The following is a 23,831-nucleotide window of genomic DNA, read 5'->3' as shown; positions in this document are numbered from 1 at the left end:
TTTTAAAACATTTCACTGACTGTTTTTGCTTGCATATGGAGCAATAAATAGTCTGGACCACCTGCTTTAGAATCTGTTCCTGACATGTTAAACCCACCAAACGGATGATAGCCGACAATCGCTCCAGTACAACCGCGATTAAAATATAAATTCCCAACATGAAACTGTTCGCGCGCTTTTTCTAAATGAGCACGATTGTTTGAAATGACTGCCCCTGTTAATCCGTAATCTGTATTGTTCGCCACTTCAAGCGCTTCATCAAACGTACGCACTTTCGTAAACGCAACGACCGGACCAAAAATTTCTTCTTGCATGATTCGCGCAGTTGGTGCGACGTCTGCAAAAATGGTTGGCTGAATAAAAAATCCCGTCGTATCGTCTCCTTCGCCCCCCGTCATGAGCTTCCCTTCTTGCTTGCCAATTTCGATATAGCCCATAATTTTATCGTACGATACTTGATCAATGACAGGTCCCATAAACGTGCTTTGCTCTTGTGGATTGCCGACCTTTAATTGCTTTGTTAACGCAACGACGCGCGCAAGCACTTCGTCATATACATCTTCAAGAACGATAGCACGCGAGCATGCCGAGCATTTTTGCCCGGAAAAACCGAATGCGGAAGCAACGATCGATTGCGCTGCTAATTCAAGATCCGCATCCCGATCAATGATAATCGCATCTTTTCCACCCATTTCTGCGATGACACGCTTCAACCATTTTTGTCCTGGTTGAACGATCGCTGCCCGTTCATAAATGCGACATCCAACGGCGCGCGATCCTGTAAAAGAAATGAAGCGTGTTTGCGGATGTTCGACAATATATTCTCCGACCTCTGCTTCTCCTCCCGGCAAATAGTTTAATACTCCTTGAGGGAGACCGGCCTCTTCCATCAGCTCAACAAACTTTGCAGCAACAATTGGGGCGCGATCGGATGGTCGCAAAATGACCGTGTTTCCTGTCACAATGGCAGCAACCGTCGTTCCAGCCATAATCGCAAGTGGGAAATTAAACGGTGAAATAATTAATCCGACACCAAGCGGCACATAAAAAAATCGGTTTGACTCTCCGGAACGGCTGAGCACAGGTACACCTTCCGCAAGAGAAATCATTTGTCTCGCGTAATATTCTAAAAAGTCAATCGCTTCCGCTGTATCAGCATCTGCTTCTTTCCACGGTTTACCGACTTCTTTCACTAGCCATGCAGAAAATTCATGTTTTCTTCTTCTTAACATCGCTGCTGCGCGCAGCAACACATCGGCGCGCACCTTTGGCGATACGCGCTTCCACGTTTCAAATGCAGAAAGTGCCGCTTGCATTGCTTTATCAGCGAGCGCTTTCGTCGCTTTTGAGACGACCCCAACCACTTGTTGTTTATTCGCTGGATTCACTGACACAACTTTCTCTTCCGTAACGATTCGTTTTCCTCCAATAATGATTGGATACGCTTGTCCAAGCTGTGTTTCAACATAAGCAAGCGCTTGACGAAACGCATCTGCTTCTTGCTCAATTGCAAAGTTTGTAAACGGTTCATGTTTGTATGGTACAGTCACATGCATCGATCCTTTCACGATTTTGTCACATATTCTACGATTCATTATAATTTATACTTTCTGAAAATTGTTTGTCGTCAATATATAATCATTTCTGCTTATTTTTGTTGCTCATCCACAACACTTTCCTTATATTTGTATAAAAGGAGATCGATATATAACATCATTCGTTGTTCAAAATCGTGCAGCGGAAGAGTTGTGATCGACTGCATGCGCTTTAGTCGATAATGTAATGTATTCGGATGAATGTATAAACTTTCGGCTGTTTGTTTCATATTGCAGTCGTGTTGAATGTACGTACGAAGCGTATGTAAAAAATCGGTTCCATGTTGTTCATCGTGCTTTTTTAGTTTCATAATCGCTTCGTTTTTATAGCGACGTTGTTTGTATTGTTCGTATATGAATGGAACGATGCGATAAATACCTAAATCGCAATAAGCATGCGGTAACGGCTCATCCATATGCTTTTTCAAATGAATCACTTCCATCGCCTCTTTATAACTGTCGCGCAGTTTTTGCAGCCCGTTATATTCATTGCCAATGCCAACGAGAACATCGTGATCGATTCGACAATGAAAATCTTGTTGTAATTTTGTGATCATCATGTTCACTATATCGATCGGACGTTGCGTCGGTGTTTTCCCAACAATAAGCAAAAACGGATGATTGTGATGAATAAAAAAGATTGGGGCATGTGTTGCTTTTGTCATCCATGTCATATATTGCCGAATGTCATCTTTTCTCCTGTCATTTTCGACATAAAAAACAACAACAGCAAATCGTGAAGGAAACGTTACCCCAAGCAACTGTAGTTCCATTTGAACGTCTCGTTCGCTCATATCACGGTATTGAATAAAGCGCAGAAAAAGGTCATGAACTTCTTCTTGCCGTTTGTATCTTTTTCCCATTTGCTCGTGTAATATTTGAGCGGCCTCTTTTGCTACTTCTTCGATCCGTCTCCGTTGCTCGTCTGTTAAATCGTGAAACGCAGCTTGTACCCAAAGATAGCCATATACTTTCCCAGCATGTTTTAAGCAAACGACAGCGCGTGCGCCAAGATCAATCTCAGGAAGTGGAGGAATGCTAACGACTCCGTCTGCTTGTTCAATTTTTTGCATCCATCCATGTTCATGCAAATAATGAAAAACGTGAGCGGATGCTCGTTTGCTTAAAATGGTGCGCATGCGCACCTCATCCGTTTCATCGTGATGACCGCTATATGAAAGCAATTCAAAATCGCGCGATTCAATCGTTACGGGACGTTGCAGTTCAAAAAATAATTGATCAACTAATTTATGCAATGAAATCCCCTCCTTGCTTTTATTATGCGTGATCAAAAGCGTGAAAAAAAGACTTCGGGCTGTCCCGAAGTCTTTTCCCTATTAACGTTTTCCTTTTACGTACGGCGTACCGAGCGCTTTTGGCGCATCTGCACGTCCGATAAACCCAGTTAACGCTAAAATGGTTAACGCATACGGCAAAATGAGCAAGTAAACGGTTGGTACGTTTTTCAAAAACGGAATCGCCTGTCCAACGATACTTAAACTTTGCGCAAATCCGAAGAAAAGCGCTGCTCCCATCGCACCAAGCGGATGCCATTTTCCGAAAATCATCGCCGCAAGCGCCATAAACCCTTGTCCAGAAATTGTCGCATGGCTAAAATCGCGTGAAATAATCGTTGCATAAATCGAACCGCCAATCCCTGCAAGCGCACCGCTTAACATCACTGCGATGTACCGCATTTTTGCGACGTTAATTCCCATCGTATCCGCCGCCATCGGATGTTCTCCAACAGCACGAAGACGAAGGCCAAACGGCGTTTTATAAATGACGTACCATACGACAAATGCTAATACAATCGCTAAGTAAGATGGAATATATCCGTTTGAAAATAAAATCGGACCGAGAATCGGAATTTTGCTTAAAATTGGAATATCGATTTTATCGAAACCGACTTGCACTTGGTCAGTTTGACCTTTTCCATACCACATTTTCACAAGGAACAACGATAATCCTAAAGCTAAAAAGTTGATCGCCACCCCGCTAACGACTTGGTCCGCGCGAAGTGAAATCGCCGCAACCGCATGCATAAGCGAGAAAATCGAAGCAACAACCATCGCCACAAGCATTGCAAGCCATGGTGTGAATTCACCAAATTGATCGGCAAACGTTAAGTTAAACACTATACCGGTAAATGCACCGGTAACCATCAATCCTTCTAATCCGATATTGACAACGCCGGAACGTTCGCTAAATACGCCACCGAGCGCCGTGAAAATAAGAGGTGCCGCAAAGAAAATCGCGGAAGGAATAATAATTTCAAGGATGTGTAACATTTATTTTCCCTCCTTTTTGAAGCGCGTAAGCACAAGACGAATTAAGTAGCTTGAAGCAACGAAGAAAATAATCAACGCGATGACGATGTCAACAAGTTCTGTCGGCACGTCGGCTGCTGATGGCATTTCAAGCGCTCCGACTTTTAACGCTCCAAATAAGATCGCTGCTAAAATAATTCCGAATGCGTTATTTCCACCAAGGAGGGCAACCGCAATTCCATCGAATCCGACTCCAGTAAATCCAGCTTTGACCGAGACGTTTTCAAACGTTCCTAGCCCTTCCATCGCACCAGCAATCCCTGCAAATGCTCCTGAAATGACCATCGCTAATATAATATTGCGGTTGACATTCATCCCTGCATAATGAGAGGCATGTTGGTTAAAACCGACGGCACGAAGTTCATATCCTGTCGTCGTTTTTTCAAGCAAGAACCACATGACAACGGCCGCAATTAACGAAATAATAATACCGTAATGAAGCGTGGAGTAATCAGTTAAAGACTGTAAAAATTCTGAACGTAACGATGCGGACGGATGAATTTTTTCCGATTTAAAACCTTGATCGGATAAAACGGAACGAATGACCGCATTCGATACGTATAGCGCAATATAGTTCATCATAATCGTCACGATGACTTCATGGACGCGGAAACGCGCTTTTAAAAAGCCGGGAATAAATCCCCAAAGCGCACCTGCAAGTGCTGCCGCAACAATTGCTAACGGCAAATGAATGACTTTTGGGAGCTCAAAGGAAACGCCAACCCAAACAGCTGCAAGCCAACCGACGATGAGTTGCCCTTCTACACCGATGTTAAATAGCCCTGTACGAAACGCAAAGGCAACCGCTAACCCCGCTAAAATATATGGTGTCACTTGACGAATCGTTTCCCCAATATAATATCGATCACCAAAAGCCCCATACAATAAAGCAGAATATCCGGCAATTGGGTCATAACCACTGACAAGCATGACAATGGCGCCCGCAATAATTCCAAGAATAACTGCAAAAACAGGGACGAGAATGTTCGTTAAACGATTTTCATTCATGATGATACACCTGCTTCCTTCCGTTTGCTTCCTGCCATCAACAAGCCAAGCTCTTGTTCTGTCGTTTCTTTCGGATCGACAATAGCTACAATTTTTCCTTCATAAATAACGGCAATGCGATCGCTGACGTTCATAATTTCATCTAATTCGAATGAAACGAGCAATACCGCTTTTCCTTTATCGCGCTGTTCGATGAGACGTTTATGAATGAATTCGATCGCTCCAACGTCAAGTCCGCGTGTCGGTTGCGCGGCGATGAGTAAATCTGGGTCGCGGTCTACTTCGCGGCCGATGATCGCTTTTTGTTGGTTTCCTCCTGATAAAGCCCGCGCTTTCGTATATTCGTCTGGCGTACGAACGTCAAATTCTTGAATAAGCTGACGTGCTTTATCGTAAATCGCTTTAAAGTTTAAAATGCCGCGTTTTGAGTACGGCTCTTTATAATACGTTTGGAGCACCATGTTTTCCCCGATTGGGAAGTCTAGCACAAGACCATGTTTATGGCGGTCTTGTGGGATATGGCCTACACCCGTTTCCGTAATTTGTCTAGGTGTTAAATTGCGAATCTCTTTTCCATTTAAACGAATAGAACCCGATTCTGACTTTATTAAACCGGTGATCGCTTCAATTAACTCCGTCTGTCCGTTTCCGTCCACCCCTGCGATTCCGACAATTTCTCCTGCATGGACAGTTAAATGTAAATGGTCGACTGCCGTAATGCCACGTGAATCTTTCACGACTAAATCTTCAATTTCAAGGACAGGTTTTCCGACTTTCGGAGGTTGTTTTTCTGTTTTGAAATGCACTTCACGTCCAACCATGAGTGCAGCGAGTTCGTTTGGGTTTGTTTCCGATACGTTTAATGTGCCGATGCCTTTTCCTCGTCGAATGACAGTAACACGATCACACACTTCCATAATTTCTTTTAATTTGTGCGTAATTAAAATAATCGATTTTCCTTCACGTACAAGCGCTTTCATAATTTGGATAAGTTCTTGAATTTCTTGTGGCGTTAACACTGCTGTTGGTTCGTCAAAAATTAAAATATCTGCCCCACGATATAACGTTTTTAAAATTTCTACACGTTGCTGCATCCCGACAGAAATGTCTGCAATTTTCGCTTTCGGATCAACTGCCAAACCGTAACGCTCGGACAGCTCGCGCACTTCTTTTTCTGCGCGCTCAATATCGATTTGTCCACCTTTTTTCGGTTCGCTTCCTAAAATGATGTTTTCCGTTACTGTAAATGTATCAACGAGCATAAAGTGTTGATGCACCATTCCGATCCCTAAGTCGTTGGCGACGTTCGGATTGGCGATATTTACTTTTTTCCCTTTGACACGAATTTCCCCACCGTCCGGCTGATATAAACCGAATAGTACGTTCATTAACGTCGATTTTCCTGCGCCGTTTTCACCTAATAGCGCATGAATTTCCCCTTTTTTCAATTGCAACGTAATGTTATCGTTTGCCACAAAATTCCCGAAAACTTTGCGGATATTTAACATTTCAATTACGTATTCCAAACGTGATCCACTCCTTATGTGAGCTTGTTAAAATCACTAAATGAAAAGCTGCAACATGTTGCAACTCTTCATTTAGTGGTTCTCCGAAGAAACGCGCTCTTCGGAGAACAGCCATTTGCTTATTTCAATTCAGCACGAGTTGTAGGTACTTTCACTTCGCCGTTAATAATTTTTTGTTTCCACTCATCCACTTGTTTCAATACGTCTTCAGGGACGTTGTTTTTCGATGTCGGCGCAATGCCTACACCATCTTCTTTTAAGCCGTACTCCACAGCTTGACCGCCAGGGAAGTTGCCGTTTTTCGTTTTTGTTGCTAAGTCGTATACTGCAACGTCAACACGTTTTACCATTGACGTTAATGTTACGCTTTTATCTGTTCCAGGCACTTTTCCTTCTTCATATTGGTCGCGGTCAACACCAATGACCCAAATTTCTTTGTTCGGATCTTGTTTTTTCAAGTCAATTGCTTCAGAAAATACACCGTTTCCTGTTCCACCGGCCGCGTGGTAAATAATATCGATACCAGATGCATACATGCTTGAAGCAATTGCTTTTCCTTTGTCTGCTTTGTCAAACGCACCCGCATATTGCACTTCAACTGTCGCGTTTGGGTTTACCGCTTTTACCCCTGCAATGAAGCCGCTTTCGAATTTTTCAATTAGCGGCATTTCAACACCGCCAACGAAACCGATTTTATTCGTTTTTGTCATTAAACCAGCGACAACACCGACAAGGAATGAACCTTCATGCTCTTTAAATGTAATGCTTGCGACATTCGGTTTTTCAACAACGCTGTCGACGATCGCAAACTTATTGTCCGGTTTTTGGTCTGCAATTTCTGTAATGGCATCTGTCATTAAGAAACCGATACCGTAAATGAGGTCAAAATCGTTACGTACAAGTTTATTTAAGTTTGTTGCGTAATCCGCATCGCCTTTTGACTGTAAGTAGTCATAGCCACCTTTTCCTTTTTTCAAACCGTTTTCTTCACCAAATTTTTGTAATCCTTCCCATGCTGATTGGTTGAACGACTTATCGTCAATTCCACCAACGTCTGTAACCATCGCTACGCTAAACTCAGACGCTTTTCCTTCCTCTTTTTTCGGCTCTTCTTTCGCCTGCCCGCAGCCGCCAAGAAGCATACCGGCAGTCAATAATAAAGACATCGACAATCCAAAACGCTTTTTCTTCATCAATCATTACCCCCTCAAATTAAATATGGATTAGTAAAAAGTGAAATGCAAAATATCCTTCTCCCTCCAACGTCACCTCCTTAACAGGATAAGCGCTTTTATAAGCTACACGCGTTTTCTTAACACGTGGAAACTAAACTTATCTGATTTGAAGTAGTCGATTGAGTATAAAATCGGCTCGTCATTTTCGTCAAAATGCATTTGCTTTAAAACTAAAAGCGCTGTTTCCGGCTCGCATTGTAAAATCGGTGACACTTTTTCGTGATAGCCAAGCGGTTCAATGTGTGTAACAGCATACGCGATATACCGATTCGCTTCATTATGTAATATTTCTAATAACGACTCATTTTCATAAGCAATTCCTTTAGGTAAATATTTACACGGAACTTTATCAATACAATAAACGACCGGCTCATTATTCGCTGTTCGTACCCGCTCAACAACAAGTAAATCTTCCTCTTTATGACATTGAAAGCGCTTTATATCATCTTCAGTCGGTTTTTGAATAGAAGAAGATAAAAAAATCGTCCCCGGTTTACGCCCGGCTTGGCGAATCATCTCCGTCACGCTACTTAGTTGTTCAATACCTGAGGTGAACATCGGGCGGGAACTAACGAACGTCCCGACACCGTGGCGGCGGATGATGACATTTTCTTCTTCTAATACGCGTAATGCTTCCCGCAATGTCGCTCGACTTACTCCTAACTGTCTTGCTAGCTCAAACTCAGAAGGGAGTTTTTCTTTTTCCTTATATACCCCTTTTTCAATATCTTTTTTAATACGATCAATCACTTGTAAATATAAGTGTCGATGATCAGATTTAACAGACATTCACCATCCCCCACCTTAGATATCAGACATCTGATGTTAGACAAATTTCTTATTAATAATATAACATTTTTTCGTTCATAAATAAATAGGGAATAAAAAAAATGTCGAAAAAAGTCGTATGAAATCATATGTAAGCGATTTTAATAATATATCATTATTATGCCCCATTTATACAAAAAAGAGGCTTGTTTTTCAGCCTCTTTCATGACGTTTTTGCTTGATCGTTTGACGATACGAGCACAGCGCGCGGTTTACTTCCTTCATAAGGTCCAACAATGCCGCGAGCTTCCATCGCATCAATTAGACGTGCTGCTCGGTTATAACCGATACGAAATCGTCGCTGCAACATCGAAACAGATGCACTTTGCATATCAATGACGAGCTGAACCGCTTCATCAAACAACTCATCATCAAACGCTTCTGTCGGTTCATCATCTTGCGCGATCATCGTTTCTTCGTATTGTGCTTTTTGTTGTGAAATGACATATTGTACGACATTTTCTACTTCTTGATCGGACACAAAAGCTCCTTGAACCCGAACAGGTTTAGACGCACCGACAGGTAAGAAGAGCATGTCACCTCGCCCAAGCAATTTTTCAGCTCCACCCATGTCTAAAATCGTTCGGGAGTCCGTCTGTGATGATACGCTAAATGCAATGCGAGACGGAATGTTTGCTTTAATGACGCCTGTAATAACATCAACAGATGGACGCTGCGTGGCGATAATTAAATGAATGCCTGCTGCGCGCGCCATTTGAGCAAGACGAGTGATGGAATCTTCTACATCGCTTGAAGCAACCATCATTAAGTCGGCTAGTTCGTCAACGATGACGACAATGTACGGTAAAAGCGGTTGCTTGATTTCTGCTGTTTCATTATGACGATCGATATATTCGTTATATCCTTCAATATTGCGCGTGCCCGTATGCGAAAAGAGCTCATATCGTCGCTCCATTTCGCTCACTACTTTTTTTAACGCTTGAGACGCTTTTTTCGGATCGGTTACGACCGGAGAAAGCAAATGCGGAATGCCGTTATATACACTTAACTCCACCATTTTCGGATCAATCATCATCATTTTCACTTCATGCGGTTTCGTGCGCATAAGCAAGCTAACGATAATGGCGTTAATACATACACTTTTCCCGCTTCCCGTCGCACCAGCAACAAGTAAATGAGGCATTTTATTTAGTTCAGCAAGCACCGCTTGTCCCGATATATCGCGCCCAAGTCCGATTAACAGTTTCGCCTCTCGTTTATCGGCTTCTTTCGCTTCTAATACTTCGCGTAAAGAAACCATCGCAATTTCTTCATTTGGCACTTCAATGCCGATCGCTGATTTTCCGGGAATCGGTGCTTCAATGCGAATGTCTTTTGCCGCTAGAGCGAGCGCTAAATCGTCACTTAAACTAACGATTTTACTTACTTTCACACCGACATCTGGATATACTTCGTATCTTGTGACAGCTGGACCGATATGCACTTTCGTTACCTTTGCCTTTACACCGAAGCTTTGAAACGTTTTTTCAAGCTTGCGGGCATTTTCATAAATACTTTCTTTTTCCCGCGATTGATCAACTGCCTTCGGAGGAGAAAGCAAATCAATGGGCGGCAACGCGTAATCTGTTTCATGTGTTTGCGTAAATACGATCGGCTTTTCTTCTTCCGCTCCTTCATTGAAGTTGGAAATGACAGGACCTTCCACGACGATCGTTTCGTCTTCCTCTTCCTCTTTTTCCTCCAGCGCTGTCACTACTTCAATATGTGGCTGCTGTTGCTTTTCTTTTTTCGGACGATTGAAAAATGAACGAACATCGGCGATAACCGCTTTCGTTTGCTTCCGCATAAACGAAACAAACCATTCAATTCCTTTTCCTGCTGTATCACGTAACGTTTTTCCTGTCAAAAGCAACACGCCAAGTATCATCAACAGCGAAGCAATCCATTTTGTTCCTAATTGATCAAATAAATAATAGCTAATTGTGTACAATAAAGCGCCAAGCATACCTCCGCCTAAATCAGAAAAAGACCCGTTTTCCCCACGCACATCTTTCCAAAATAACTCCCACGTCGTTTGAATAATGCTCGGATTCACCAATTTTCCATTTCTTGATAAAATATGAAATAGCGCTTCGTGACTAAACAACAATAACGAAAGAACGATCAAGTACAATCCAACGAGGACGCGTTGAAAAAACGGAGGCCATGCCCTTTTCCAAATCACGTATAGCGATATAACAAGCGCCCCTAATAATGCAACGATATACCACTCTCCCATAAAAAAGCGGGTGGCAAAAACGAGTGAACGCCCGACAGCTCCGACGTTCGCCATCGCAATGACTGTGCATGCTAGCATCGTTAATCCGATGAATTCAAAACGCAATGTTTTTTTCCATTGATCTTGTTTGTTTGTGCGACGCTTATTTTTCTTTCCCATTTCGCCCACTCCAACATATAAGGTGAAAAAGCAGCCAACAGTGAAGCGTGGCTGCTTGTTCTTATTATACCATAAATTGTAGTGATGTCGCATAAAGTTTTGTGCCTGGTTCATACGTTAAATAATGTTGTGGATCGCTGCTTAGCACCCGCACAATTTCATACTCATTCGTTTCTGTTTGTTGCACAAGTAAAGACACCCCGTTATATTGGACCGTGCGTTGTTTTTTATACTCCGCCTCATTCGTTTGAAAAACGATAAATTCCGGAACGATCGTATGTAAAATCATTGTAACATCGCCCCTTGTTGCTTAGAATGATCAATGAATTCCCGCAATTTGCGCATCGCTTGCGATAGCCCTCCGACCTCGTCAATTAAACCGTACTTTACCGCATCTGTTCCCACCACATTCGTTCCGATATCGCGTGTTAAATTTCCTTTAGAAAACATGAGTTCTTTAAATTTTTCTTCACTAATATTTGAATGTTTCACAACAAAATTGACAACGCGCTCTTGCATTTTATCTAAATACTCAAACGTTTGCGGGACACCGATGACAAGACCCGTCAAACGAATCGGGTGAATCGTCATCGTCGCCGTTTCTGCGATAAACGAATAGTCGCACGATACCGCAATTGGCACTCCGATCGAATGTCCTCCACCAAGCACAATAGAAACAGTCGGCTTGGACATCGATGCTAACATTTCTGCAATGGCTAGCCCCGCCTCAACATCTCCTCCAACTGTATTCAATACGACAAGCAATCCTTCAATATTCGGATTTTGTTCGATTGCTACAATTTGCGGAATAATGTGTTCATATTTTGTCGTTTTGTTTTGCGGTGGTAATTGAATATGTCCTTCAATTTGTCCGACAATCGTTAAACAATGGACCGTTGAATCGGAAGAAAGCTGCGGGACATTTGTTTGACCGAGCTGAACAATGTTTTCTGCCGGAGATGGTTTTGTTTCCTCTTGAGGTACATCTCGTTCTTCCATCATAATCCCCTTTCTGTTACATGATGTCGTTAGTATACGTGAACATCGTCTTGTTCATACAAAAAACACCTGCGAAATGCAGGTGTTTTCTTGACTTTGAGCATGTTGTTTTACACTTCCATAATAATTGGTAAAATCATTGGTTTTCGTTTTGTTTTCTCAAATAAATATTGGCTCAATGCGTCACGAATGTTTGTTTTTAATGAAGACCATTCAACAACATAATCTTCCATACTTTTTTCAACAATTTCTTTTACAATTTTAACAGATTCTTCAAAAAGTGTTTCTGATTCACGCACGTATACAAAACCGCGAGAAATCATTTCCGGACCGGCAACAACGCGCTTATCTTGTTTACTTAATGTAACAACAACAATCATAATTCCGTCTTGTGAAAGTAAGCGGCGATCGCGCAACACGATATTTCCTACATCGCCAACACCTAATCCGTCAATTAAAATTTGACCGCTCGGCACTTTTCCACCAAAACGGGCGTGACCGTTACGGAACTCAATCACTTCTCCTTTTTCAATTAAGAAGATTGCATCTTGGCGAATGCCGACCGCTTGGGCAATTTTCCCATGCGCCTTTTGCATGCGAAATTCTCCATGTACCGGAATAAAATATTTTGGCTTCATGAAATTAATCATTAACTTTAATTCTTCTTGGTATCCGTGTCCAGACACATGCACTTGACGTTGACCGTACACGACATTCGCTCCTGCACGGTATAACGCATCAATCGTTCGAGCAATAAACAATTCATGTCCCGGCATTGGAGAAGAAGCGACAATCACTGTGTCTCCTTCTTTAATATTGATGTATTTGTGCGCCTGTTTCGCCATGCGTGCAAGCGCCGCCATTGGTTCTCCTTGGTTGCCTGTCGTTAAAATGACTAAATCGCGATCATTGTAGCGACCTACTTCGTTCATCGGAATGATCATATTTTCATCAAATTTCAAATACCCTAGACGCACGGCAATATCAATCACTTTATGCATATGACGGCTCATAATAACGACTTTTCGTCTATGATCGCGTGCAGCATTTAACACTTGTTGAATGCGCGTAATGTTTGATGCAAAGCAAGCAACGATAATGCGTCCATCTGCATTGTAAATGACATCGGAAATTTCTTGTCCAACAACCGCTTCAGAACCCGTATATCCCGGTTTTTCCGCATTCGTGCTATCGGATAGTAAGCAAAGCACGCCTTGCGCTCCGATTTGTGCCATTTTACCAAAATCAGTACGACATATGCCAACAGGCGTTTGATCAAATTTAAAATCACTCGTATATACAATGGCACCTTGTGACGTATGAATGCTTACACCGAGACAATCTGGAATGCTATGGTTTGTTTGAAAAAACGATACGACCGCCTTATCAAATACAATTTCACTATTCGCGTTTATTTCGATGCGCTTTGCTTTCGATGTAATCCCTTGCTCTTTTAATTTTTCTTCCACGAGCGCAAGCGTCAATTTTGCTCCGTACACAGGTACAGTAATTTTTCGTAACACATACGCAATTGCTCCAATATGATCGTCATGGCCGTGCGTTAAAAAAATGCCGCGAATGCGCTCTTGTTGCTCCACTAAATACGTAATATCAGGAATGACCATATCAATGCCGAACATTTCGTCCTCTGGAAACATGAGTCCCGCATCTAAGACAAAAATGTCTTCGTCCACCTCGACGACATACATATTTTTTCCTACCTCTCCCACGCCGCCGAGGGCAAATACACGAATTTTCTCTGCTTGTTTCATCTTCAAAGCCTCCTACAGTCAAACAAACTCACCCGCTCAAAGTCACTTACATCCATTATAACTGATTCAACAATAAAAAAGAAAGGGATGAATTCCCTTTCTTTTAACCTTGTAACACATGCATGAGCTGCAAACGTTCTTGCTCAGTTAGTGGCACAAGCGGAAGACGGACGGAACCGACATCTAACCCTTTCATCTGTAAAGCCGTTTTTACTGGGACAGGGCTTGGGGCGGCAAATAATGCTTTCATGATCGGCAATAGACGCTGATGCAACTTTGCTGCTTCCTTATTGTCTCCGCGCATAAAGGCTTGAATCATTTCTTTCATTTCGTTTCCGATAATGTGCGAGGCGACGGAAACGACACCGCTTCCTCCAATAGCTAATACAGGAAGTGTCAATCCGTCATCTCCGCTATACAACATAAAATCGTCACGCGTTTTTGCGATAATTTCTGTCATCGCGTCTAAATTGCCGCTTGCGTCTTTCACAGCGACAACGTTTGGAATTTGCGAGAGGCGGACAATCGTTTCAACAGAAATATTCACAACCGCCCGTCCCGGAATGTTATACACCATCACAGGCAATGACGTGCTCTCTGCAATGGCTTTATAATGTTGATAAATTCCTTCTTGATTCGGCTTATTGTAATAAGGTGCAACGATCATGACCGCATCGACACCAATTTCTTCTGCCCTTTTCGTCAATTCAATCGATGCGCGTGTGTTATTGCTTCCCGTTCCAGCAATGACTGGCACACGTCCGTCAACGACTTCGACCACGTGGCGAAAAAGTGCCAATTTTTCCTCCGTCGTTAACGTTGGAGATTCTCCAGTCGTTCCAGCAACAACGAGTGAATCCGTGCCGTTTTCAATTAAATAATTCACTAATTGCGTCGTTTTCGCAAAATCGATGTTCCCTTTATTGTCAAATGGGGTAACCATTGCTGTGGCAATTTGACCAAATTGAACCACAATGTTTCACTCCTAACTAAAGTCGTATTGTTTCTGTTCTGCAAGTTGAAACGCATCATGCAATGCATTGACCGCTTCTTTTAAATGTTCTTCCTTCACTAGCACCCAAATCGTTGTATGGCTATCAGCTGATTGCAAAATTTGAATGCCGCGTTCCGATAATGCTGTAACAATTTTTGCTGTCACACCCGGAACACCTGCGATCCCTGCACCAACAGTCGACACTTTTGCGCAGCCGCGCGTGACGATTGGCTCATAACCGAGCTTTTGTAGCGTAGCAATCGCTCGATCCGCCATGTCGCTCGATACGGTATATACGACACCATTTGGCGAAATGTTAATGAAGTCGACACTAATTCCTTCATTCGCCATCGCCTTAAATACTTCCGCTTGTAAATCGTAATGTCCCTCTTTTGCTGGCACTTTAATTTGTGTAATATTTGAAACATGGGCAATTCCTGTCACTAACCGCTCTTTTACATCGCTTCCTTTTTTCGCAATCGATGTGACAAGCGTCCCTGGCGCATCGGAATACGTAGAGCGAATGCGGAGTGGGACTTTTGCTTGCATCGCAATCTCGACTGCACGTGGATGGATCACTTTCGCTCCTTGATACGCCATATTGCAAATTTCTGTATATGTCACGACATCAAGCGGTCGCGCGTTTTCTACAATGCGCGGGTCTGCAGTCATCACGCCTTCCACATCGGTAAAAATGTCGATCCATTCCGCACCGAGTGCGGCACCAAGTGCAGCCGCAGACGTGTCGCTTCCTCCGCGTCCAATTGTTGTCACATCTCCGTTTTCAGCAACGCCTTGAAAACCTGCGACAACGACAACATCGTGCTCTTTTAAGGCACGCAACAAACGCTCGCAACGCATATCAATAATTTTCGCGTTCGTATGGTCGTTGTTCGTACGAAAGCCTGCTTGCCCTCCGGTAAAGGCTGTCGCTTTTACCCCACACTTATTTAACATGTTTGTAAACACGACACTTGAAATGATTTCGCCACACGCCATCAATAAATCTTTTTCACGGTTTGTCACATGCGCATTCGCCCCATCAATGAGGCTAAGGAGCGTATCCGTTGCATACGGATCTCCTTTTCGCCCCATGGCTGAAACGACGACAACCACTTTATAACCGTCTTGCAGCGCTTTTTCAATATGTTTGCGCGCTAAATTTCGGCCGTGTTCATCACGAACGGACGTGCCGCCAAACTTTTGAACGATTATTTTCAACGTCAACACCTCGATGATGATTTTACGCTTTTACAAGCCCTAATTTTAAAAGACTTTCAGCGATTTGAACAGAGTTCCACGCCGCGCCCTTTAACAAGTTATCAGAAACGATCCATAAATGGAACCCTTTGTCGCAATTTAAATCTTTACGAATACGACCGACAAATACGTCGTTTTGTCCCGTTGCATATAGCGGCATCGGATACAACTGTTCACTTGGGTCGTCTTGCAATACAACGCCAGGCGCTTCTTTTAATAATGCTTTCAACTCATCAACCGTTACGCCCTCTTGTTCAATTTCAATATACACAGATTCGGAATGTCCCGTCATGACTGGAATGCGCACGCACGTTGCTGCTACTTCTAACTCAGGCATATGCATAATTTTTTTCGTTTCATTAATCATTTTCATTTCTTCAAATGTAAATCCGTTATCTTGAAACTTATCAATTTGTGGAATGGCGTTAAATGCGATCGGATAATGTTTACGATCCGATTTAACCGGTAAAATTTCCGGTGTGACTTCCTCACCATTCAACATGTTTGCTGTTTGTGTTTTTAACTCTTCTACCGCTTGCGCTCCTGCTCCTGACACCGCTTGGTATGTTGAGACGATGACCCGCTTTAATCCGAACGCTTGGCGAATCGGTTCAAGCGCAACGACCATTTGAATCGTTGAGCAGTTTGGATTTGCGATAATTCCGTTATGCCAATGTAAATCGGCTTCATTCACTTCAGGAACAACGAGCGGCACGTTTTCGTCCATACGAAACGCGCTCGTATTATCAACAACGATCGCTCCACGTTTCACCGCTTCCGGAGCAAGCTGTTTAGATACTGCTCCCCCTGCGCTAAATAGCGCGATATGCACCCCTTCAAAGCTTTCTGGCTTTGCTGCTTGCACTTCAATTTCTTCACCTTTAAACATCACTTTTTTCCCAGCTGAACGTTCCGATGAAAGTAAAGATAGTTTAGCAATTGGGAAATTTCTTTTTTCTAACGTTTGAATCATTTGTTGTCCGACAGCTCCCGTTGCACCGACAACTGCGACATGCAATCCTTTTTGCTCCATTTCTCCTTCTCCTTCCAACTCATAGACAATTTTAATATCATTTATTTTAGCACATTCATTCATAAAGGAGAGACGTTTTTTATAAATTTTCTTTCAACTGTTTATTTATGAACGGCGATATTCGACGATGACCGGTTGAATTTGCCGACCTTCTAGCGCGGCTTCTACCGTATCAAGCAACAATGGCATATGAGCGACCATCGAATTTGGCTTTTTAAACGGGTCGTCTTGACCGAACGGAATAAAGTAAATATTTTTTGCCGCCATTAATCGCATTAAATTCACGCCATTTAAACCGAGCGCGTCGTTTGTCGAAATGCCGACAACAACCGGACGATGATTGCGCATCGTCGCTTTCGCTGCCATTAATACCGGGGAATCTGTCATCGCATTCGCTAATTTGCTCATTGAATTTCCTGTTAACGGGGCAATAACCATACAATCAAGCGGCAATTTCGGTCCTAACGGCTCCGCCTTTACAATTGTATCAATGACTTGATGGCCTGTCATCTCTTCAAGCTTTTTTACCCATTCTTCCCCTTTGCCAAACCGCGTATTTGTCGATTGCACCGTATACGAAACGATCGGTATGACGTCTGCCCCTTTGGCAATTAATTTTTCAATTTCCGGCATGACCGCATCATATGTGCAATGTGAACCTGTTAAACCGAAGCCAATGCGCTTTCCTTGTACGTTCATTTTTTATTCTCCTTTCGTTTTTTCAAATCTGCAGAAAGAAGTTGCGACAATACGTTCGCGACAATTTGCCCCGCCGTTTTTGGAGCGACAATGCCAGGAAGCCCCGGCGCTAGTAATGCTTGAATGCCTCTTTTTTCAGCATATCGAAAGTCAGTGCCACCCGGTTTTGAAGCTAAATCAATAATGAGCGTGTGGGCAGGCATTTTCGCAATGACACTGGCGGTCACAATGAGATGAGGAATCGTATTAATGCAAACATCAATATCTTTCACGTGTTGTTCTAAATCGTTTAAATGAAACGGTTCTAGCGCCATCTCTGCAATACGCGCTAAATGTTCAGAGCGGCGAGCCCCTACTTTTACTCGGGCACCTAAAGCTGCAAACGTCCGCGCTACCGTCATGCCTACACGTCCTAACCCTAAAACAGCGATGCGCGATCCATGAATCGTCACATCTGTATGTTGAATCACCATCATGACCGTTCCCTCTGCGGTTGGAATCGAGTTATAAATTGCCACATCATCCCGTTCAAATAGTTGAACATGTTTTCGCCCAACCGACTTGACGACACGATCTAAATAGTCATTTGTAATTCCTGAATAAACGGTGCAGTGCGCTGGTGTTTGGCGAAGCAACTCCTCTGTAAATGTCATTTTTTCATTTGAAAACACCGTTTGAATTTCACCGTCCATGTTCGTTCCGTGGACAGGTAAAACAATGGCGTCTACATCATGGAAATCGACTTCATGAATTTTCATTTTTGTTACTCCAGCAAAGCCATGGTCTAATTGATCGAAGCCAACGAGTGACAATTTCGCGTCAAGTTCCATCAATTTCCGAATGACTTCAAGCTGCCGAGCGTCCCCACCGATGATCGCAACGTGCATTCCTGTCAGCATGAGTTCATTCACCCTCTTATACATCTAGTTTTTTGCCCATCGTTACTTTCACATCTTATGATGCCGGTCATCAAACGGTGAGCGTAAAATGAAAAAAGACACCCGCTTGAGGTGTCTAGTCATCAATATCAATTAAAATCATATCAGAGCCAATTTTTTTTACGCGGCTCCACGGTACACGTATATCTGTCCCTTCTTTCCGAAAGCCAAACCATTTTGTTGTTGGAATAAGGAGCGCTTGAATTTGCCCTGTTCGCTCATTAATTTCTAAATCGGTCTGTCCTAAAATGCCGAGCCGCTCTGCCCTTTTCATATCGACAATTTCTTTTCCGCTCAGTTCACTTAGTCGCACATGTTGCCCCCCTTTCTTTATCATTGTAGAAAACAAGGCATAAAAAAATGCCTGCAAGTTTATTGCTGCAGGCTTTTTGGCAATATTCCTTCTGGACTGATAAGGGCAACGGAGAAGTCGTCTGTAAAAATCGTTTGCGCCATCCGATCAACGCTTTCCTTCGTCACGCGATCGATGCTTTCAATGATTTCATCAAGCGAGCGATGACGACCTAACAACAACTCATTTTTTCCGTTTCGGCTCATGCGGCTATTTGTGCTTTCTAAACTTAACATTAAGTTCCCTTTCATTTGTTCCTTGCTATTTTCTAGCTCTTTTTCAGTAATGCCATCTTGTTTTAATTGTTCGATCGTTTGTTGAATCGTATCGAATAGAAGATCGAGCTGTTGGCTTCCTGTGCCTCCGTAAATCGTTACCATTCCTCCGTCGCGATATGCAGAGTGGTAAGAGAAAATGGAATAAGCTAATCCACGTTGCTCACGTACTTCTTGGAAAAGGCGACTGCTCATGCTTCCGCCTAAAATGTTGTTTAAAATAATTAAGCTATACACATCTTCATGACCAATTGGCAATCCGTTAAATCCGATACATACGTGCGCTTGCTCTGTATCTTTTTTGCGCGCGATTTTATTTGAATAAAACGTTGGTGTGATATGCGCATCGTCACCTTTTTGTCTTGTAAATGATCCGAAATAAGCTTCTACTTGTTGAATAAACGAATCGTCAACATTACCCGCAACTGAGATGACAACTCGATCTGGCGTATACGTTTCATGCATATATTGTCGCAACGTCTCACCTGTAAATGTCGCTAACGTGTCCTCCGTTCCTAAAATCGGATAACCGAGCGGATGATTGCCATAACTTGCTTTGCTCAGTAAGTCATGAACGAGATCATCGGGTGTATCTTCATACATTTTAATTTCTTCAAATACGACATTTTTTTCTTTTTGTAATTCCTCATCTACAAACGTTGAATGGAAAAACATGTCCGCCAATATATCTAACGCAAATGATGCATGCGTATCTAATACTTTTGCGTAATAGCACGTATACTCTTTCGACGTAAACGCGTTCACTTGACCGCCGATGCGATCAAACGATTCTGCAATCTCCCGCGCTGTACGCGTCTTTGTTCCTTTGAAAAACATATGCTCAAGGAAGTGTGAAATGCCGTTATTTCGTTCGTTTTCATTGCGTGATCCTGTACCGATCCAAATTCCGATCGCCACAGATCGAACAGTTGGAATGTGCTCAAGTACAACTCTTACCCCATTTTGACATGTATATGTTTTAATCAAGTCCCTTCCTCCTACTTTTTACAATTCTTTCCTCGCTTAATAATGTGGACACATTGTCAATGACATATTCTCGTTTTTGTAATGATTGAATTAACGGCTCTAACGCCTGTACCGTCGATACGGTTGGATGCATTAAAATCATCGCCCCATTATGAACTTTAGACGTTACTCGTTCCACTATAACAGACGGGGACGGTTTTTGCCAATCAATTGTATCGACCGTCCATAAAATTGTGTACATCCCGAGCTCATGAGCGATATATACGACATCGTCGCGATAGCTACCGCTTGGCGGAGCGAATAAGCGAGGTTTCACTCCTGTCGCTGCTTCAATGGCATCGTTTGTTTTGACAATTTGTTCACGAATCGCTTGTTTACTCATCATTTTTAAATCTGGGTGATTGTATGAATGATTGCCAATTTCATGACCGGCGTCTGCAATCATTTTCGCGAGTTGGGGATGTTGTTTTACCCAGCGACCTTCTAAAAAAAATGTCGCGCGAACGTTGTATTTTTCAAGAATATGTAACATGTTTGGGATATGTTCGCTTCCCCATGCGACATTAATTAAAAAAGAGACTATCGGTTTATCTGGATGTCCCCGATAAATCGGTGACGGAGGCAAATCATGCAAGTGAATGGTCGGTGATACTTGTTTGTATACAAGCTGTTGTTCGGAAAATGTTCCGTTCTGTTTCATTTGTTTATATGATGCCTCAACGTCTACTTCTAATCCGTTGTAGCCAGGAATCGCCTTCCAAACGCGATCGACTTTTGCATTTTGTGCAGGAATATTGTATTGTTTTGCCCGTTCCATAATTTGAATGTATAACGGATCGCTTTGTTTCGCTGCTGTCATATGCCGTAATTCGTGGATATACGTCGTCGTCCACGGATTTTGCACGATGATCGCCGCCATACATATGATGATAATTAAAAAGAGCGCTCGCCGCATGCTTCGTCCCCTCCTTTTCTAATAAAGAGGGTATGTGCAAGACGGACAAGGTAGAACGGGCGCAAAAAAAATTTACACACAGCAAAGAAGCCAAGGGGATGTGAACCCAAGGCTCCGTTTTTATTGCTCGGCTTCTTTTTGATCGCGCAATACCGCTTTTCGCGATAAATTTACACGGCCTTGTTTATCGATTTCCGTTACTTTCACTAAAATTTCATCGCCGATAGAAACGACATCTTCCACTTTTCCGACACGTTCCTCCGCCAATTCTGAAATGTGTACGAGACCGTCTTTTCCGCTAAACAATTCGACAAATGCACCAAATTTTTCAATTCGTTTCACTTTTCCTAAGTACACTTGTCCAACTTCTACTTCACGAACGATATCTTCAATGATCTTTTTCGCCTTTTGATTCATATCTTCGTTTACAGATGAAATGAAGATCGTTCCGTCTTGTTCAATATCAATTTTTACGCCAGTTTCTTCAATAATTTTGTTAATTTGTTTTCCGCTCGGACCGATGACGTCACGAATTTTATCCGGATTAATTTGCATCGTTAAAATTTTCGGTGCATATTTAGATAGCTCTTTGCGCGGTTCGCTAATCGTTTGCATCATATGTTTTAAAATTTCAAGGCGACCTTTGCGCGCTTGTTGCAACGCTTCTTCTAAAATTTCACGCGATAAACCTTTAATTTTAATATCCATCTGTAAAGCAGTGACTCCTTTTTCTGTCCCCGCTACTTTAAAGTCCATATCACCGAGATGATCTTCCATGCCTTGAATATCTGTTAAAATTGTATAGTTTTCGCCGCTTTTCACAAGCCCCATCGCAATACCAGCCACTGGCGCTTTAATCGGCACACCCGCATCCATCATCGCCAATGTGCTCGCACAAATGCTCGCTTGAGATGTCGAACCGTTTGATTCTAACACTTCTGATACGAGGCGAATCGTATATGGAAACTCTTTTTCAGATGGAATAACCGGTTCAAGCGCGCGTTCGCCAAGCGCTCCGTGACCGATTTCGCGACGTCCTGGTCCGCGCATCGCTCCCGTTTCTCCGACTGAAAATGGCGGGAAGTTGTAATGATGCATAAACCGTTTTGTTTCTTCGATACCAAGTCCATCTAAAATTTGTACATCACCAAGTGCACCGAGTGTGCATACGCTAAGCGCTTGTGTTTGTCCTCGTGTAAACAAGCCTGATCCGTGCGTGCGTGGTAAAAGTCCAACCGCTGATGAAAGCGGACGAATTTCATCTACTTTTCGTCCGTCTGGACGCACTTTTTCTTCCGTAATTAAGCGACGCACTTCTTCTTTAACAAGTTTATGTAAAATTTCTTTTACTTGCTTTATTGTTTCTTCATCTGCTTCTTGTTGTTCGTACGCCGCTACAACTTCTGCTTTTAATTGTTCAATGGCTGCTTCGCGCGCTAATTTTTCAGGGACTTGAACCGCACGTTTCACTTCTCCTTCTACGCGAGCACGAATGTCCGCTTCAAGCTGGGCATCGAGTTCATACAGAACGACTTCCATCTTCTCTTTACCAACTTTTGCGGCAATGTCTTCTTGGAATGCGATAAGCCGCTTAATTTCTTCATGCCCAAACATAATCGCTTCAAGCATAACTTCTTCTGGTACTTCATTCGCCCCTGCTTCAACCATATTAATCGCATCTTTCGTTCCGGCAACGACAAGATGCATATCGCTTTGTTCCATTTGTGCGACAGACGGGTTAATCACAAATTCACCGTTCACACGGCCAACTGTTACCCCTGCGATCGGCCCTTCAAATGGGATATCAGAAATCGTTAACGCAAGCGAAGAGCCAAACATCGCCGCCATTTCTGGTGAGCAGTCTTGATCAACGCTCATCACCATGCTGACAACTTGCACTTCGTTTCGGAATCCTTCAGCAAATAATGGCCGAATCGGACGGTCGATGAGACGACTAGCTAAAATAGCTTTTTCACTTGGACGCCCTTCACGTTTAATGAATCCCCCTGGAATTTTACCAACAGCGTATAAACGTTCTTCGTAATTGACTGTTAGTGGGAAAAAGTCAACGCTTTTTGGTTCTTTCGATGCTGTCGCTGTACTTAATACGACCGTATCACCGTATCGCACTAATACAGCGCCGTTTGCTTGTTTGGCTAATTCGCCAATTTCAACGGTCAACGGCCGACCTGCCCAGTCGATCGAAAACACATGTTTTTCTTGTTCCATATAAACCGAGTACCCCTCTCTATGTACAAATAAAAAATCATATTTGTTTTAGTATAAGCAAATATCGGCGCAAATACTAATAAAAAGCGGGAATGCTCCCGCTTTTTACTTATCGGCGTAATCCGAGTTTGTTAATCAATTCACGATAACGGTTGATGTCTTTGTTACGTAAATACGTAAGTAAGTTACGACGACGACCAACCATTTTCAAAAGACCACGACGAGAATGATGGTCTTTACGATGAACACGTAAATGTTCGTTCAAGTTGTTAATTTGCTCTGTAAGGATAGCAACTTGTACTTCTGGAGAACCTGTGTCAGTTTCGTGAATTTTGAACTGGTTGATGATCTCGTTTTTACGCTCTTGTGTTAATGCCATCCTTGTTCACCTCCTCTTTTTTCAACCCCAGTTACCAAG

General features: G+C 42.8%; 21 protein-coding genes. All 21 read right to left on the bottom strand.

The genetic code is table 11. The features are described 5' to 3' along the window. Nucleotides 1-2: 2 nt before the first annotated feature. Nucleotides 3-1,550, bottom strand: coding sequence for an L-glutamate gamma-semialdehyde dehydrogenase (gene pruA / locus JV16_RS01460; RefSeq protein WP_021095406.1), 1,548 nt, complete (start codon nucleotides 1,548-1,550; stop codon nucleotides 3-5). Nucleotides 1,551-1,648: 98 nt separating this feature from the next. After that, nucleotides 1,649-2,851, bottom strand: coding sequence for a PucR family transcriptional regulator (locus JV16_RS01455; RefSeq protein WP_021095407.1), 1,203 nt, complete (start codon nucleotides 2,849-2,851; stop codon nucleotides 1,649-1,651). 81 nt (nucleotides 2,852-2,932) lie between these two features. Beyond that, nucleotides 2,933-3,886, bottom strand: a complete 954-nt coding sequence (locus JV16_RS01450; protein WP_021095408.1) for an ABC transporter permease — start codon at nucleotides 3,884-3,886, stop codon at nucleotides 2,933-2,935. Next, nucleotides 3,887-4,933 carry an ABC transporter permease gene (locus tag JV16_RS01445; protein ID WP_021095409.1) on the bottom strand — a complete coding sequence of 349 codons (1,047 nt, stop codon included), beginning with the start codon at nucleotides 4,931-4,933 and terminating at the stop codon, nucleotides 3,887-3,889. Continuing rightward, nucleotides 4,930-6,459 carry an ABC transporter ATP-binding protein gene (locus JV16_RS01440; protein WP_021095410.1) on the bottom strand — a complete coding sequence of 510 codons (1,530 nt, stop codon included), beginning with the start codon at nucleotides 6,457-6,459 and terminating at the stop codon, nucleotides 4,930-4,932. Before JV16_RS01440 ends, JV16_RS01445 begins: the two co-directional genes overlap by 4 nt. Before the next feature lie 119 nt (nucleotides 6,460-6,578). Further along, nucleotides 6,579-7,652, bottom strand: a complete 1,074-nt coding sequence (locus tag JV16_RS01435) for a BMP family lipoprotein (protein WP_021095411.1) — start codon at nucleotides 7,650-7,652, stop codon at nucleotides 6,579-6,581. A 105-nt stretch (nucleotides 7,653-7,757) separates the two neighbouring features. Then, complete coding sequence (locus JV16_RS01430; protein ID WP_021095412.1) at nucleotides 7,758-8,483, bottom strand: GntR family transcriptional regulator; 726 nt, start codon at nucleotides 8,481-8,483, stop codon at nucleotides 7,758-7,760. Between the two features lie 202 nt (nucleotides 8,484-8,685). Further along, nucleotides 8,686-10,920 carry a DNA translocase FtsK gene (locus JV16_RS01425; protein WP_021095413.1) on the bottom strand — a complete coding sequence of 745 codons (2,235 nt, stop codon included), beginning with the start codon at nucleotides 10,918-10,920 and terminating at the stop codon, nucleotides 8,686-8,688. A gap of 64 nt (nucleotides 10,921-10,984) precedes the next feature. Further along, nucleotides 10,985-11,209: a YlzJ-like family protein gene (locus tag JV16_RS01420; RefSeq protein ID WP_021095414.1), complete on the bottom strand. Its 225-nt coding sequence runs from the start codon at nucleotides 11,207-11,209 to the stop codon at nucleotides 10,985-10,987. Then, nucleotides 11,206-11,919, bottom strand: a complete 714-nt coding sequence (locus JV16_RS01415) for a ClpP family protease (protein ID WP_035063372.1) — start codon at nucleotides 11,917-11,919, stop codon at nucleotides 11,206-11,208. Before JV16_RS01415 ends, JV16_RS01420 begins: the two co-directional genes overlap by 4 nt. A gap of 110 nt (nucleotides 11,920-12,029) precedes the next feature. Beyond that, nucleotides 12,030-13,697, bottom strand: a complete 1,668-nt coding sequence (locus JV16_RS01410; protein WP_042533911.1) for a ribonuclease J — start codon at nucleotides 13,695-13,697, stop codon at nucleotides 12,030-12,032. 97 nt (nucleotides 13,698-13,794) lie between these two features. Next, nucleotides 13,795-14,664 carry a 4-hydroxy-tetrahydrodipicolinate synthase gene (gene dapA / locus JV16_RS01405; RefSeq protein ID WP_021095417.1) on the bottom strand — a complete coding sequence of 290 codons (870 nt, stop codon included), beginning with the start codon at nucleotides 14,662-14,664 and terminating at the stop codon, nucleotides 13,795-13,797. A gap of 12 nt (nucleotides 14,665-14,676) precedes the next feature. Further along, the gene (dapG, locus tag JV16_RS01400) at nucleotides 14,677-15,906 is read right to left on the bottom strand and encodes an aspartate kinase (RefSeq protein ID WP_021095418.1); all 1,230 of its coding nucleotides are present in this window, start codon (nucleotides 15,904-15,906) and stop codon (nucleotides 14,677-14,679) included. Between the two features lie 22 nt (nucleotides 15,907-15,928). After that, complete coding sequence (gene asd, locus JV16_RS01395; protein ID WP_042533909.1) at nucleotides 15,929-16,978, bottom strand: aspartate-semialdehyde dehydrogenase; 1,050 nt, start codon at nucleotides 16,976-16,978, stop codon at nucleotides 15,929-15,931. A 105-nt stretch (nucleotides 16,979-17,083) separates the two neighbouring features. Continuing rightward, nucleotides 17,084-17,677, bottom strand: coding sequence for a dipicolinate synthase subunit B (gene dpaB, locus JV16_RS01390; protein WP_042533907.1), 594 nt, complete (start codon nucleotides 17,675-17,677; stop codon nucleotides 17,084-17,086). Further along, the gene (gene dpaA, locus JV16_RS01385) at nucleotides 17,674-18,576 is read right to left on the bottom strand and encodes a dipicolinic acid synthetase subunit A (RefSeq protein WP_223249792.1); all 903 of its coding nucleotides are present in this window, start codon (nucleotides 18,574-18,576) and stop codon (nucleotides 17,674-17,676) included. Before dpaA ends, dpaB begins: the two co-directional genes overlap by 4 nt. A gap of 115 nt (nucleotides 18,577-18,691) precedes the next feature. Further along, nucleotides 18,692-18,928, bottom strand: a complete 237-nt coding sequence (locus tag JV16_RS01380; RefSeq protein WP_042533903.1) for a YlmC/YmxH family sporulation protein — start codon at nucleotides 18,926-18,928, stop codon at nucleotides 18,692-18,694. Nucleotides 18,929-18,987: 59 nt separating this feature from the next. Next, nucleotides 18,988-20,229, bottom strand: a complete 1,242-nt coding sequence (locus tag JV16_RS01375) for a M16 family metallopeptidase (RefSeq protein ID WP_042533901.1) — start codon at nucleotides 20,227-20,229, stop codon at nucleotides 18,988-18,990. Beyond that, a complete protein-coding gene (locus tag JV16_RS01370) occupies nucleotides 20,222-21,184 on the bottom strand; it encodes a polysaccharide deacetylase family protein (protein WP_052481212.1) in 963 nt (320 codons plus the stop codon). The genes JV16_RS01375 and JV16_RS01370 overlap by 8 nt, the downstream gene beginning before the upstream one ends. Nucleotides 21,185-21,304: 120 nt before the next feature. After that, entirely contained in the window at nucleotides 21,305-23,413 is a 2,109-nt protein-coding gene (pnp, locus tag JV16_RS01365) for a polyribonucleotide nucleotidyltransferase (protein WP_042533899.1), read from the bottom strand. Nucleotides 23,414-23,522: 109 nt separating this feature from the next. Next, nucleotides 23,523-23,792 (bottom strand): 30S ribosomal protein S15, encoded by a 270-nt coding sequence (gene rpsO / locus JV16_RS01360; protein ID WP_003394805.1) that lies wholly within the window; start codon nucleotides 23,790-23,792, stop codon nucleotides 23,523-23,525. Between the last annotated feature and the right edge of the window lie 39 nt (nucleotides 23,793-23,831).

This window comes from Anoxybacillus ayderensis, assembly GCF_000833605.1.
In the GTDB taxonomy this organism is placed as follows: domain Bacteria; phylum Bacillota; class Bacilli; order Bacillales; family Anoxybacillaceae; genus Anoxybacillus; species Anoxybacillus ayderensis.
Note: the sequence above shows the minus strand (reverse complement) of the source record. Positions and strands in the feature narration are given on the sequence as shown.